At 44.5% G+C, this 14,203-nt stretch carries 12 protein-coding genes and 1 pseudogene; 4 read left to right on the forward strand and 9 right to left on the reverse strand.

Features of this window, described 5'->3' with window-relative positions; genetic code table 11:
- Both ACP45E_RS08805 and ACP45E_RS08810 read left to right on the forward strand, forming a co-directional pair.
- The coding region (locus ACP45E_RS08805) for an anaerobic C4-dicarboxylate transporter (RefSeq protein ID WP_069584906.1) at positions 1 to 947 on the forward strand (947 nt) is incomplete at its 5' end.
- Between the two features lie 279 nt (positions 948 to 1,226).
- The gene (locus ACP45E_RS08810; protein ID WP_017037597.1) at positions 1,227 to 2,792 is read left to right on the forward strand and encodes an EAL domain-containing protein; all 1,566 of its coding nucleotides are present in this window, start codon (positions 1,227 to 1,229) and stop codon (positions 2,790 to 2,792) included.
- A 74-nt stretch (positions 2,793 to 2,866) separates the two neighbouring features.
- Here the strand turns inward: ACP45E_RS08810 and ACP45E_RS08815 are convergent, their stop codons facing one another.
- The 9 genes from ACP45E_RS08815 to ACP45E_RS08855 all read right to left on the reverse strand — a co-directional run bounded on the left by ACP45E_RS08815 (position 2,867) and on the right by ACP45E_RS08855 (position 11,423).
- Positions 2,867 to 3,661, reverse strand: a complete 795-nt coding sequence (locus tag ACP45E_RS08815; RefSeq protein ID WP_017037596.1) for a LytR/AlgR family response regulator transcription factor — start codon at positions 3,659 to 3,661, stop codon at positions 2,867 to 2,869.
- Between the two features lie 4 nt (positions 3,662 to 3,665).
- Entirely contained in the window at positions 3,666 to 4,733 is a 1,068-nt protein-coding gene (locus ACP45E_RS08820; protein ID WP_017037595.1) for a sensor histidine kinase, read from the reverse strand.
- A gap of 2 nt (positions 4,734 to 4,735) precedes the next feature.
- The gene (locus ACP45E_RS08825; RefSeq protein WP_017037594.1) at positions 4,736 to 6,010 is read right to left on the reverse strand and encodes a hypothetical protein; all 1,275 of its coding nucleotides are present in this window, start codon (positions 6,008 to 6,010) and stop codon (positions 4,736 to 4,738) included.
- Positions 6,011 to 6,060: 50 nt separating this feature from the next.
- The gene (locus ACP45E_RS08830) at positions 6,061 to 6,792 is read right to left on the reverse strand and encodes an outer membrane lipoprotein-sorting protein (RefSeq protein ID WP_240492290.1); all 732 of its coding nucleotides are present in this window, start codon (positions 6,790 to 6,792) and stop codon (positions 6,061 to 6,063) included.
- 88 nt (positions 6,793 to 6,880) lie between these two features.
- Positions 6,881 to 8,140: an ABC transporter permease gene (locus ACP45E_RS08835; protein ID WP_017034752.1), complete on the reverse strand. Its 1,260-nt coding sequence runs from the start codon at positions 8,138 to 8,140 to the stop codon at positions 6,881 to 6,883.
- Positions 8,128 to 8,811 carry an ABC transporter ATP-binding protein gene (locus ACP45E_RS08840; RefSeq protein ID WP_017034753.1) on the reverse strand — a complete coding sequence of 228 codons (684 nt, stop codon included), beginning with the start codon at positions 8,809 to 8,811 and terminating at the stop codon, positions 8,128 to 8,130. Before ACP45E_RS08840 ends, ACP45E_RS08835 begins: the two co-directional genes overlap by 13 nt.
- 9 nt (positions 8,812 to 8,820) lie before the next feature.
- Positions 8,821 to 9,477 (reverse strand): hypothetical protein, encoded by a 657-nt coding sequence (locus ACP45E_RS08845; protein WP_017034754.1) that lies wholly within the window; start codon positions 9,475 to 9,477, stop codon positions 8,821 to 8,823.
- 214 nt (positions 9,478 to 9,691) lie between these two features.
- Positions 9,692 to 10,618, reverse strand: coding sequence for an aldo/keto reductase (locus tag ACP45E_RS08850; RefSeq protein ID WP_017034755.1), 927 nt, complete (start codon positions 10,616 to 10,618; stop codon positions 9,692 to 9,694).
- 199 nt (positions 10,619 to 10,817) lie between these two features.
- On the reverse strand, positions 10,818 to 11,423 hold the full coding sequence (locus ACP45E_RS08855; RefSeq protein WP_017037593.1) for a hypothetical protein: 606 nt from the start codon (positions 11,421 to 11,423) through the stop codon (positions 10,818 to 10,820).
- A gap of 229 nt (positions 11,424 to 11,652) precedes the next feature.
- On the opposite strand from ACP45E_RS08855, the gene ACP45E_RS08860 reads away from it, so the two are divergent.
- Together ACP45E_RS08860 and ACP45E_RS08865 are read left to right on the forward strand one after the other, a co-directional pair.
- Entirely contained in the window at positions 11,653 to 13,719 is a 2,067-nt protein-coding gene (locus tag ACP45E_RS08860; protein WP_017037592.1) for an alpha-amylase, read from the forward strand.
- A gap of 232 nt (positions 13,720 to 13,951) precedes the next feature.
- Positions 13,952 to 14,203, forward strand: a pseudogene (locus tag ACP45E_RS08865) (chemotaxis protein); the annotation flags it as partial.

Raw genomic sequence — 14,203 nt, forward strand, 5'->3', positions numbered from 1 at the left:
AACGGCCGATGGCTGCTGCATCCGTCGCCTCACAAATTGCAATTACTGCCTCACCAATTTCAGCCGCTGTTGTGTATTATCTGGCCCAGTTGGTTGAGATTCAGCAAGAGATAACGCTGCTGTCGATTCTTATGGTGACGGTTCCTGCGACTCTATTTGGTACGCTTTTGATGTCCTTGTATAGCCTTAAGCGCGGTAAAGAGCTTCAAGATGACCCTGATTATCAGGCTCGCATGAAAGATCCAGAGTGGCGCGAACGTATTCTCAACACAACCGCAACCTCGCTGGATGTGAAACTGCCTTCATCATCTCGCAACGCGGTTTTAATCTTTCTCAGCTCGATTGTGCTGATTGTTCTCATTGCTATGATCCCTGAAATTAGAACCATTGAGGCAGGAAGCAAACCAATAAGCATGGCCGTTATCATTCAAATGATGATGCTTTGTTTTGGTGGTGTCATTCTGCTCGCAACAAAAACGGATCCAAGAGATGTGCCTAATGGCGTGGTATTTAAATCAGGGATGGTGGCAGCGATTGCCATTTTTGGTATTGCATGGATGTCTGATACTTACTTCCAGTACGCGATGCCACAATTTCGTTCTGGCATCGTAGATATGGTGACCGCCTACCCTTGGACCTTTGCATTAGCTCTGTTCATAGTGTCTGTGGTGGTTAACTCTCAAGCGGCAACCGCGCGAATGATGTTACCCGTCGGGTTAGGGCTCGGCTTAGATCCTGCACTCCTGATAGGATTGATGCCAGCGGTATATGGCTATTTCTTTATCCCAAATTATCCTTCTGATATCGCTACCGTCAATTTTGACAGCTCTGGTACCACTAAGATTGGTAAATGGTACTTTAACCACTCATTTATGTCAGTCGGCTTAATCGGAGTCATCAGTGCCTGTTGTCTTGGTTATGTATTGGGTCAAGTGATCATAGGATAAGCAATAGTTCTCTATTCGAGTCGAGCATGAATTAATTGATAAACAAAGCACCTTCATTTTAGCCTGAACATGAACGAAGGTGCTTTTTATCAAATTCGGTATCATTATCAAATTCGGTATAGATAACAAACAAAACCATCAACTAAAGGTCTAAAAATAATGAGTTAGGTATTAATTTTTATAGATAACGTAAAATGGGATTCTCTTTTTAACAAATGTGCATATAGTTAAATCAGTACATACCGTTAAATAAGAACAAAATGTTGGCCATTACTTATCATGAAATATAACAAGCAGACTGAAGCCTCACCCTCTTCGCTGTTACACCTAGCTAGAAAGAACATACGTGCTACCATCCCTATTGGTATCATATTCGTCAGTGTGTTCATCGTTTCCGCTATTGTTAATTTCTATACCACCAACAACCACGCAAAAATACAAGGAAAGCAATCGATTCATCTGTTAGAACAGTACATCGGTGAAACAGCAAAAAATCTAATGTCACTAAAAAATCAAGTGTCCTCTGCTTGTGAGCGTGACGATGTGCTGGCGATACGAGGGCATGTCTTCCATTCAACCATGCTCAAAGAAATAGGCCTGTATAAAGATGGGGTGGTTTTTTGTACCAGTAACGAAGGAGCAGCCAATATTCGCCTGTCTTCTTCCATACTACAACGATTAGAAGACTCGTCTAACAACATCACCATTTCTTTGACCATCTCTAAGAGTCGACTGCAAACTTTCTTTATTTTTGCCCATGACGAAAATGACAGTGGTGCTGGCGCAAATGCGTTATTAGCTCCTAATCAATTCTTAGGTCTTGTTTCCCCTGATCTCTCTGAACAGGAATTTGGTTATACGATCACGGTACTAAGTCAGACGATTCAAAGTGGTGAAGGGTCCGTTGATTCTGCCGTTAGATTGTTCAGTTTTTCATCCCACTTGTACCCTTTATCAATCACTCTGCATCTCAATCACGCTTCTTACCTTTACCACTTCGGTCAACATTTCTGGCAGACACTGCTTATCGCAGCCATGCTTTCACTGGTTTATTTGGCTATACGTAACTATAGAATAACGAGGCAATCTCTAGAGTATTCTTTGTTGCAAGCCATTGACGATGGCGACCTAAAACTCTACCTTCAGCCGATTGTGGACATCGTAGAGAAACGAATCGCTGGAAGCGAAGCTCTAATACGCTGGCATCATCGGTCACAAGGAATTATTCCACCGGATATGTTTATTCCATTGGCCGAACGTATGGGCGTGATCGATCAAATCACCAAGTTAATCATCAAGTCCGTGACTTCTTTCATCTATACGCACCAAAAAGAACTCAAAGGGCAGTACATCAGCCTCAACATTAGTCGTCAGCTGATTATTGATTCCGATTTCATTGACTATTTAATCGAGTATTCGAAACGACATCCCGATATTGTTCCGATTCTACTTCTTGAGATCACCGAAAATAATGATTACACCAACCGAGAATTGGATCACGCGACTTTCTCACTCAGTATACTCAGCGATTTGGGATTCAAAGTCGCCGTTGATGATTTTGGGACCGGATATTCAGGGTTGAATTTCATTCGCCAGCACCCATTTAACGCACTAAAAATCGACAAAGTATTTGTGAATGGATTACGGTCAGAGACGGCGATCACACCAGTATTGATATCGATGATCAATCTGGGTGATGAACTCAATATGAAAGTCATCGCGGAAGGCGTAGAAACCCGAGAGCAGATAGAGCAACTGAGTGAACTCGGTATCCGATACATACAGGGGTACTACTTTTCCGCTCCTATGAAACCTAAGGAATTCATCAAATTTAAGTTAATTTAACCCGAGGGTTGTTAACAAAAGTGCTTTGGCATAACGTTCGTTGGTAAACCGTTTCGTTGGCAAAAAAAAACGAGTTACCACAAATTCGTAAATTGCGGTTGCATTGCTCGACTCACTGGGAGTTTTGCCTCACCAATATGCACGAACATTCTGCCAGAAAAGTCTTTTTTTACCTTTTCTATGGCGGATACGTTCACGACACTCGAACGATGGATCTGCCAAAACATATCTGGGTCGAGTTGATGCAAAAGCTCCTTAAGGGATGTGCGCAGTAGGTACTCAACACACCCTTTATCATCTTTCTTATACAATGAAATGTATTTATCTTCCGCTTTAAAATACAAGACATCTTTCAGCGATATTAAATGGATGTCATCGCCTTTGGCGGCTTTTATCCAAGTCAAATAGGTTGGCTTGGCTTTAAGTGTCATCTTTTGGATTTGGTCGATGAGCGATGAAACATCTGACACTTCAGGCGAATCTTGACCTTGCATCTGTATTTTTAACTTATCAACACATTGCGCTAGTCGCATATCCGACACAGGTTTAAGCAGATAATCCACAGCACTCATCTCAAAGGCCTGTACGGCAAACTCATCGTAAGCCGTAATAAAGACCACTTTGGTTTTACTTTGCCGAGTCGCAAGAGTTTTAGCTACGCTCATACCATCTTGAAGCGGCATATTTATATCTAAAAAGACAATATCAGGTTGGTGTTTCTCGATCTGCTCTAAGGCTTGTTCGCCATTTTCAGCCAATGCAACGATATCTAACTCCGGCCAATGTTCTGCCAACGCTTTACTAAAATGGTGCCTCAGTAACGGTTCATCATCCGCGATAATGGCGGTTACTGGCATACTGCGCGTCATCTTGTTACCTCTGTAATGATTCCAAGTCTGTCAATTTAATCTGAAGCTTGGCGGTGACGCCACCTTGCTTATTTTCAACAATTGCAAAATTCGCCTCATCAGAAAAAAGGACTTTCATACGTTGTCGAATGTTTTCTAGGCCTATACCATGTCCCGCGTTCTTAGATTCCAACATCAATCCAATACCATTGTCGATGACCGATATACTCACCATACTCTGTTCTTTTACCACTAAAACCGTCACTGAACCACCAGCAGCTTTCGGCTCTATACCATGCTGGATCGCATTCTCGACCAAAGGTTGAATGAGTAACGGTGGAAAAACAACATCGTTAGTTAGCTGGTTATCGATATGATAAGTCAGTCGATCACCTAACCGAATCTTCTGAATGCTTAAATAGGCATCCACGAGTTCAAGTTCACCAACCAGTGATGTGTTCGACTGGCGGTTACTTTTTAGCGTGCCTCGCAACAAATCCGTGAGCTTTTCAAGCATCCGTCGTGCATCTTTCGGCTGAGAATCAATCAAGGCATTAATATTGGCTAATGTGTTGAATAAAAAATGTGGTTCAATTTGGCTTTGAAGTTGTTTTAACTGACTCATGACCAGCGCTTTTTCTTGTTCAGCTTGTTTGCGTTTGGTCGTTTCAAGCTCTTTCTGGGTCAGTAGTTTTTGTTCGTAGATATAAAAATAGAAAAAGCATATCACCGTAAAGATAAAACCAAGAAGAATGACTGGTTTGAGTTCAGGCAGGCTGTCAAAATTGCTATACCCTTCTAGAAAAAATGCCGCATTGCAAGTACCCAGAATCATCGACAGAGTCAGCGAAAACGCATTGACCCATTGGATACCAAGATCTGGACGAAAATAAGAAATGATAAGCGCACTGAATACCGCGCTATAGCCATAGCCAAAACTGATCAATAGATGCTCAATGAACGGACCCGACCAAATAAAGAACGTAAGAATGGCAATCGCTAGGCAAAAAAGGCTGGTAAGAAACAGACTCTTGAACGCACTATTTTCTATGCTTTTCTCTGTGTTTTTTACCAATGAGGCACATCGTTTCATGTTCAGAATTTTCCTTTCAGGTTTAATAGAATCATATGCTTATCAGGTAAGTTTGCATACACCGAATCGCTACTGCCCCCTAAAAATCGAGCGGCCAGCTCAACATTGAATGACGTATAGCCTGAATCATACATTTGGTAGTTCAGCCACTGAGTCGCGATCAACCCGCCATCTTGCGGTGAGACAATGACATCAAATGTCGGCTCAAAGTCATTCAGCCACAACCAATTGTTGCTCCATGCCCAATGGCTCCAACTCGCTGAATTCAACGACCAATGAAACATCATATTGTGCTGCACAAGATTGGCATGATTGAATCCCTGAGCGTAGGAGGACGCCAATGGCAACGTGTGTGGATTTGAAGCAAGATCCGTCCCTCGTTCAAAAGCTTGCTGCCATTCATCGCGGCTCCAACTTCGACTATCAAACCAATACTCCATGATGATATTGTGCCCAGTACTGCTTGCCCAGTTCATGCCAATGAGTGACTGATAACCATGATGTTGTGTAGACAGACTCACGGCTTGGAATGGCTCCCCTTGCTGATAAGCCAGGTACTGACGTTGATAGACAGCAGAAACGTGAAGCGCCCAGGCCGGATCCACAACCGTAACAAATGAACCGCCAACCAAGCCGTGTCGAACATCGTCATAGTAAGCGATACCTTGCCATTCACTGTCACCCAGTAATGCGTATCGACGAAGGCCAAAACCCTGCTGTTGGGACTGTTTTTCTAATTCTGAGCCTTGCTGCTGCGTCCACGAAGAATCGGTATACACTAGGCTCCATTCTCCACTCATATCAAAATACGAGGCCATCGCAGTTCCAGCCCCTTCCTCAACTTGGATACCGATAGGGTTTCTACGATAAGGTTTGAATATATCTAAAGGTCGGTAACCATAACCCACTCCCCAGTCTAATCTCACTTTACCCAACGTTAAATCAACCGATTGTTCCCATGCTTCAGTACTCCCCTGCCAAAACAATTCTTGTACGATGACATCTGTATCAAGAGAACGCGTATCGTCGTTACTCCATAGCGCATTGCCTTTTAATGCAAATAAACCCGTGAGGTCTTTCCAGCTTGCCTGAACATCGATGAGTGCATCAAGTGTTCCCGTGTCTGAACGTTTGGGTTGCCCCAGCAATACGGTTTCTCGATGCGCCGTTTGGTTAAGACTTAGCTGCCAGTCCCAGTCTAGGCTAAGATCCGAACTCACCGCATGGGTGCTCACCATTATCGCAACACTGCACAATAACCAACTGAGTGGCACCATTAGCTTGTAAGACCACCGCGACGTTCCCTGTGTCATCATGTCCATCACCGTTATAGATCAACCGACTTGTTACGAGTCAGATAAGCGGGGTTGTAATACTTTTCATCGAGTTCCATCGCTTCAATGGTTTTATACTCAATAACCGTTTTTTTAGCGGGTTGAATTCTGTCGAGCAGCGTCATCGAGATCACTCGTAGGTGTCCGTCTCTCTGACCGGATTCAAACCAAGCTTGCTTTGCTAACTTTCCTGAACGTAAATACAAATCGGCTTTGATTGGAAAGTGATTGCCCTCATCTAACCACAGATCAATTTTCTGGTAACTTGCACCTGTGGTTGTGGCCGTTAATGATAATCGGTTAGTTTTAATCGTCTCGCCAGAGTCTTGGGAAATCGATTCGTTGCTGACCCATTGGCCTTGATAGTCTTCACTCCATGTTAAGGTCGAGATGTCTCCAACCGAGGCTTCACCTAATAGCTTTTGCATCGGCGTAATGCGTATTGGGCGACGACTTTTGGGCATCAATAACCAGTAATTATCCCCCAGCATGAGCATTTTTTGTCCCGCTTCTACTTGAGACTTAAAGACCACTAATGACTCTCGGTTTGGCCGGCTATAAACATGGTATTCACGCGTTTGATCAAGGACTTGATTTTCATACAATGACACTAGAGAAACCGCTTTTGCTGAGCTTTCACCCATTCGGTATCCATCAGCCGCTTTGATCATCGCCTCAACATCCATCTTACTTTCACCTTGAACCGTATTCGTTTCTTGCGCCATCGCTGATACGCTCGACAGCGCTAGTAGCAAAACGGCTTTCGGAAAAGAGCCGAACCTCACCCATGATGATGGGACATTTCTATTGAGATTAAACATACACCAGAGCCTCTGTAATCGGTTTATTCACGCCTTTACGCGCTGATATCCAAGCCGCTCCCACACAAATGATCACGACGCCCGCTGCGCAATACGCCAGTAACTCAGCAGAGAAATAGATGTTCAATGGATAGCCATCGGTTTGTCCCGGTGGTGGTGGCATCTGCACTTCGGCGACGAGTAATATCAGACTGGTTGCTAACGTCATTGCTCCCCCCATTAATGCGCCCAGAATAGCGAGTAAACCCGCTTCTCGCACAAATCCGGAAACGATCTCATTTGGGTAAGTACCCAACGCGGATAAAGTGCCAATCTCACGGGTGCGTTCTGTCACTGACATCGTCATGGTATTAAACAGAGCAACAAAAACGACCAACGCCATTACCGCTCCCATGATGCCAAAAATACGATCATAAAGATCTTTCACTCGCTTATAATAGAACGCTCTTTTTTCCCACGGCGTCACTTCGACCGCTTGTTCTAGATTCATACCATTGAGCTGATCTTCAACCCAACCTTGAGTTTGCGCTGTTTGTTCTGTTCCGTATAAAAAGACCGACAATGTGCTGATTTTGTGACTGGCCAGTAGACTCTGAACCGATTCGATATGCAGATAAAGCTGCCTTTTATCAAGTTCAGGAACCCCCGTTGAGTAGATGCCTCGGACTTTAAAATCAAACGCATTGAGAGCACCATCACTGGTTGTGGCGAGCAGTGTCACCCAGTCATTCGTCGTGACATTCAAATTTTTAGCAAGATCAACAGCCAGCATCACTTCTGGTTCAGTCGCGTCATAGCGTGGTGATTGCGTGTTTGATAACGTTTTGCCTTTCCTGACGTCTAAAAATGGCCCTTTCATATCAAACTCACGGTCATTCACACCAGTCCCGACAAAGATTGTTGATTTCGTGCCATTAGAAACCAGTCCGGTAAATTCAATCCTAGGTTGCACCCCTCGAACGTTTTGGTTGGCCAGTAATTGCTTCACAATGCTCTCGGTGTTCGCCAACCCATTAGCAAGAGGCATTTCCTCATCTTGTTCAAAAAAGCCAGGTTGACTCAGAGTTAAGTGCCCAGTGTCTCTGGCGGTTGATTCCTGTAACGAGTCATAGGTATAAAGGCCAAACCCACCTGCGCTTGTCAAAGCAAAAACAGCAATGGCAACAATCAAGACCGACAACAAGCTTCGGCGGCCATTACGTTGCAAATTAAGATAAGCAATACGCAGTGAATGAGGAATTAGCTTGCCCATTTGATCACCTCCTGATTAATGCAACCATCAAGTAACTCGATAGTTCGGTCACAATGTGATGCCATTCTAGGATCGTGAGTGGCCACAATAAATGTAGTGCTCATTTCTTGACCCAGTGATTTCATAATATCGATGACTAAGCTTGCGGTATGGCTATCTAAGCTTGCCGTCGGCTCATCTGCAATGACGATTTCAGGCTTGTGCACCAGCGCACGAGCGATAGCCACTCGCTGCTGTTGCCCACCAGACAAATTATCAGGGCGATGAAGAGCGAATTCCTCTAATCCCACTTTACCTAACATTTCTATGGCTTGCTGTTTTTGTTCAGCGATAGAGAATCCATTTAGCATCAATGGATAAGCCACATTTTCCCATGCAGTCATCACAGGGACGAGATTAAATTTTTGGAACACAAACCCTAGCTGGCTTCTGCGTATCTTGGCCGCAGCCATAGGATCTTTTGGATAAGGGACACCGGCTAACGTCACTTCGCCTTGGTAATCCATATCTAACATGCCAAGAATGTTAAGCAATGTACTCTTGCCTGACCCCGACGGCCCACACAGTGCCACCATTTCCGCTTTAGCAATCAAACCACTGGCTTCGACGAGTGCCGGAACACTTTGCTGACCTAAACGATACCGCTTACTTATCTGGTTAAATTTCAACACGGTAGCCTCCTAGGCCGCTTTATTGACAAGCGCTTCTGCTTGCAATGTCATCGGGTGCTCCGCATTTTGTTTCTGCATATCGGATAACCACTCGGTAGCTTGATTGACATCACCGGCTCTTAATGAAGCTTTAATGGCATAAATATAAATCCAAGACGTCGCTTCATAATTCTGATGGGCAAAGTCATCATCCCCCATTAATTCAAGGTAAAGGTCATAACCACGATCAAAATGGTTAAACATGTCTGGAAGAGAAGTGAATGTTGAGGCCGCTATCGCCTTGGCCAATAACGCTTCTGGTAAACCTTGACGATACTCTTGAGCATCGACAGGTAGGCTATCGAGCAAAGCGAGTCCTTTAGATATGGTCGACAAGCCCTGCTCTGTATATTTCATTTTGTTCCAAGGCATGAAAGCATCTCGTCCCATTAAGGTTTGAGTACTTCCCAAATAAACCATGCTAAGAGCGTCTGCACCCTGTGATTGGATCTGTTGGTTAAGCTGCTCATAGACAATCTCTACTTTGTCCTCATCGCCTTCTGCAGCCATATTGTACTCAGATATCAGTGCCTCGCTCGGTGCTGCCATTGCATTGGTTGCAAAGATTGAGTGGCTGCCAATGAGAAGTGCGATGGCTGATAGTTTACTGATAGTTTTGATGTTCATGTCGGTTTTCCCTTTCACTCGTTGATGGTGAAAGATTAAATCGATCCTGGTTAGCGTGCCGTGCTTTGCGACGAATGGGGGATTATCAGCGCGAATGGTAAATGGTAGAGATAAGTGGAATCTCACTGATAAAAAAAACCAGCACAATGGCTGGTTCTCATAATGGTTAACGCTGATTGTTAACGTTAAAGTCTAAAGGTCAGGGTTAACGAGCCTATGGCACACCGTGCCCTTTTGATGCAACCCAAACTCGATACCACTGCTCACGTGTTAACTCAAGCTCAAGTGACGATACTGCCGCTTTCACGCGTTCGATCTTACCCGAACCAATAATAGCGATTGGATTCGATGGTAAACGACGAACCCAGGCATAAATGACCTGATCAATGCTCTCTGCACCGATTTCAAGGCGTAATGCCTCAAGCTCTTTGATCACTCTTTTTTCTTGCTCTGTCGTACCGTTGAATAAGCTTCCACCAGCAAGACAAGACCATGCCATTGGTCGAATACGCTTCATTTGTAGGTGATCAAGTGTACCGTCGTGTGCCACTTCAAAATTCAGAGGGTTAATTTCCACTTGATTCGTAACGAGTGATTTACCCAATCTCGACTGCAACAGTTCAAACTGAGCCGGTGAGAAGTTAGACACACCAAAGTGTTTTACTTTGCCCACTTTATGAAGCTCGGTAAACGCTTCAGCGACTTCGTCTGCGTCCATTAATACGTCTGGGCGGTGGATCAGTAACACATCCACATTTTCAACACCTAAACGTGTCAGTGAGTTATTTACTGACTGATGAATATGAGTCGCACTGGTGTCGTAGTGGTTAATTTTGCGATCTGGATGATGAGAAGTGCATAAGTTGATATCGCACTTAGTGACGATTTGAATCTCATCTCTCACCGATTGATCAAGAGCTAAACCTTGACCAAACAGTGTCTCACATTCATAGCCACCGTAGATATCAGCATGATCCACGGTAGTCACACCAAGTTCTATATGCTGCTTCAAAAATGTCAGTCTTTCTTGTGGAGTCATCCCCCATTCAGCCATACGCCAATAGCCTTGTACTAGCTCTGAAAGCTCTGGGCCTTGCTGTGCCATTGTTACTTTAGCGGGCGTGTTTACGTTAGCCACCATGAACAGTTCTCCTATAATTAACTGAGATCAGAGTATGCGCGAATAAGCGTTAGCTCAATCTCTATGAAATCTATTTCTTTAAGAGGTACTCGTTTTGAGCCGTATGGCACGTTTATCCATTAAAGTTGTAAACGTTTCTCAGCAGATGTTATCAATAAGCACTGAGGAAACGGCTGACTTAACGACAACTAAGACGCTTTCATTCTTGAGTTTCAGCCGCGTCAGAATCTTTTGAAACGTAGAAAGTGACCTCTATGTTCTCGTTATGGCTTCGAAATACCGCTTCAACCTCTTTATTTTTTGTGTGCGTTTTATGTGCTAACTGCCAACGCACTTCAATGGGATCGTCAATCGCTCCTTGATTCATAAACTCAATCAGCGCCCTATCCGCGGCTTGACGATCAGCAAGACGTATTTCTTCTGCCACCAAAAAACGGCGACCTGCTTTGCGCACTTCCACTATGTGGAAGCCATCTTTACGCAAATTCAATTGCAAATCCGTATAATGAATCGGGCTGAAATCAGCGCTAAGTTTTGCCTTCGTTACACGCGTATCGGAACCAACCAACAACGCCACAACGACGCGAGTTTTATAGTATCTAATCTCATCGCTGCAAAATTCTTGATCGTCTTGTTCTAACCCACAGTCATACAGATCAGTATTCTCCCTTAACTGACTCAGCGACAAAGGGGCTTCCTGAGACAAAAAAGGACGCAGAAACGTTGATGCCTCCGCGCTAGCATAGCTTGGAGCCATAACCAGGCATACCACAACCAATATTCGATTTAATAATCTACGACTCATTTGTGGGCCAAATCACCTAATGTGCGTGAGAACAGTTATCGATAAAATAGCACACAAGTTCGCGACTCAAATCCACCTATTTGACTCCAAATCTCTGCGCCCCCCAAAGGCATTTTTGTGAAACGAAGCAGACTTTAGGGCGTAGAAGACAAGAATGATGTCACTCTACCCCATGCGACTTATGATTAATTTTCCATCACCTATCTCATCACATATTTAAGGATTGAACGTGAAAAAGATCCCTATAGGGTTGCTTTTGTCTCTTATAGCATCGGCAAGCATGGCCAGCCCGAACTTAACCATAGCAACAACGACAACGAGCCGTGATTTCCCATTAAACAGTGACACGCCTTTAGTGGTTTCCCTTGCCAAAGATAGCTACACCCTAAAAATTTCCGGAATTGAAGGGGATTGCCAGGCTAATCAGCAACAAAAAGTGAAGTTCAGCCATCCTATTCAACTATCCTGCTCTGAGCCGCTTATTCTTCCCCTAAAAATTCGTTTTACTGGCGATTATGCGTTTCACTTCGATGCCGACAAGCACACATTACTCTTCAATCGCCAAGCCAAAGCCAGTAGCCAACCCGCGTTTAAGCGCCCTCTGCCCAAGCTTCAATGTGAACAAAACACCGTTACTCACCATACCATTCAGTTGGCCGACACTTTCCCTGAAGGAACCCTGCTGAGAGAGGTGTTTAGCCAGCAGCAGGTCACCGTTCAAGATCAGCAAGTGACCTTAACCGTTTCACCTAAAAGCGGCGGTTTAATGTTGCTCGAACCCTATACTCCTGAAATTCAAGATCTTGAAATCAAACAACAGCCCTTTACCTACAAAAACGCCAATATTTACTTTGTTATGGTTGACCGCTTTAACAATGGTGACCGTGACAACGATCAAAGCTACGGCCGAAGAAAAGATGGACGCGACGAAGTTGGGACTTTTCATGGAGGAGACCTTAAAGGTGTCATCAATAAGCTAGATTACATTCAGAGCCTAGGAACCGATGCCATTTGGCTCTCTCCTATCGTTGAACAAGTGCACGGCTTTGTCGGTGGTGGCGACAGTGGTAGTTTCCCTTTCTATGCCTACCATGGCTATTGGACTCGAGATTTCACAAAAATTGATGAGAACTTTGGCCAAGATGAGGACTTAAAAGCCTTAGTCGATGGTGCACACCAGCGCGGAATGAAAGTGCTTCTTGATGCGGTCATCAATCACTCAGGTTACGCGACTTTAGCCGACCTGCAATTCGATGACATCGACGTCATCGATCCCAACATCATACCAACCCCCGTTAGCCAGTGGACACCACAACCGAACCAAAATTGGCATGATTTTCATCAGGGCATTGATTATAAGAGCGATCAGTGGAGCCATTGGTGGGGAGGAAATTGGGTCAGAGCAGGCCTTCCCAATTACCCAAAGCCCGGCTCTAGTGATATCACGATGACGTTAGCCGGGTTACCCGACTTTCTGACTGAGTCCGATGAGTTTGTCACTCCACCCTCTTGGTTAATGAAAAACCCTGGAACTCGCGTCGAGCACCGAGACCAATACACGGTCAGTGACTACTTAATTGAATGGCAGACGGACTGGGTGAAACGATTCGGCATCGATGGTTTTCGGGTGGATACCGTAAAACATGTTGAAAGTGATGTATGGAAACGGCTCAAGCACCAAGCGAGTGAAAACTTGGAACGTTGGAGAAGTGAAAACAATACTAAGGGTCAGCCATTTTGGATGATGGGCGAAGTGTGGGGCCATTCAGCCTATCGAACGCCCTATTTTGATGATGGCTTTGACGCACTCATCAACTTTGATATGCAGAAGAAGCTAGATAAAGGCGCCGTGTGCTTCAGCCAAATGGCAGAGACTTACCAAGACTACACAGAGAAAATGCAACAATCGGACGATTTTCTTCCTGTGAGTTATATGTCGTCTCACGATACCGAACTGTTTTTTAGTCGCTTTAAGTCGTTTGATATCCAACGCAATGCCGCCAACGCATTACTGTTAAGCCCTGGTGCAGTCCAAGTTTACTACGGGGATGAAGTCGCCAGGAACATTGGGCCCTATGCGGATGATTTCCACCAAGGAACCCGATCAGACATGGTTTGGACGTTGGATGCTAAAAGACAATCATTGCTAACGCATTGGCAGACGCTTGGACAATTTCGCCAACGCCACCCAGCGATAGGCGCAGGAACACACATGGAAATTCAACAAGACAACGCGTATGTGTTCTCTCGTCAATTAGAGAGCGATAAAGTGGTGGTCGCGTTTGTGGGTCATTAACGTATTCGCGCTTTCCAAACATTAAAGCTTCGAGTGCTTTAGAGCGTAGCGTACTCAAAAGCTTTAGATAAGATGGAAATGACAGTAATAGAGGGGTACTTGCATTGGCAAGCACCCTTCGGATTCAGATTACGTTGGCCTAATCGACGCTATTATCTAGCGATGAGCTCTTGCACTTTAAATATCTGGTCTATAGTTAATCATTATAAGTTAATGAATATTGACAATATCTATGGCTAGTAAACCTGTATTTGTAATTGCAGCGGAAGTTGCCGCTGAGCTGAATCGAGGCATGCTGATCGCAAAACGATTGCTATTAGTCGCCAGCAATGCCAGAGCCTTAGCATTAAGGGCTGGAGAAAGCGCCGCTGGGTTTCGCCCAATTACGGATTCCATAGATGACTTGGTTAAAGTCACCCTTGAAACTTCTCAAACCATCAATGTCAAAGCGCAAAATCTAAGCAAAATGGAGATCGGAAGAGCG

Source organism: Vibrio genomosp. F10 str. 9ZD137, from assembly GCF_049974785.1.
Classification (GTDB): domain Bacteria; phylum Pseudomonadota; class Gammaproteobacteria; order Enterobacterales; family Vibrionaceae; genus Vibrio.

What these genes read in the sequence shown, in the direction of transcription:
- ACP45E_RS08810 (WP_017037597.1), top strand. Translation starts at nt 1,227, where the DNA reads ATGAAATATAACAAGCAGACTGAAGCCTCACCCTCTTCGCTGTTACAC.
- ACP45E_RS08815 (WP_017037596.1), bottom strand. Translation starts at nt 3,661, where the DNA reads ATGACGCGCAGTATGCCAGTAACCGCCATTATCGCGGATGATGAACCG.
- ACP45E_RS08820 (WP_017037595.1), bottom strand. Translation starts at nt 4,733, where the DNA reads ATGAAACGATGTGCCTCATTGGTAAAAAACACAGAGAAAAGCATAGAA.
- ACP45E_RS08825 (WP_017037594.1), bottom strand. Translation starts at nt 6,010, where the DNA reads ATGGTGCCACTCAGTTGGTTATTGTGCAGTGTTGCGATAATGGTGAGC.
- ACP45E_RS08830 (WP_240492290.1), bottom strand. Translation starts at nt 6,792, where the DNA reads ATGGCGCAAGAAACGAATACGGTTCAAGGTGAAAGTAAGATGGATGTT.
- ACP45E_RS08835 (WP_017034752.1), bottom strand. Translation starts at nt 8,140, where the DNA reads ATGGGCAAGCTAATTCCTCATTCACTGCGTATTGCTTATCTTAATTTG.
- ACP45E_RS08845 (WP_017034754.1), bottom strand. Translation starts at nt 9,477, where the DNA reads ATGAACATCAAAACTATCAGTAAACTATCAGCCATCGCACTTCTCATT.
- ACP45E_RS08850 (WP_017034755.1), bottom strand. Translation starts at nt 10,618, where the DNA reads ATGGTGGCTAACGTAAACACGCCCGCTAAAGTAACAATGGCACAGCAA.
- ACP45E_RS08855 (WP_017037593.1), bottom strand. Translation starts at nt 11,423, where the DNA reads ATGAGTCGTAGATTATTAAATCGAATATTGGTTGTGGTATGCCTGGTT.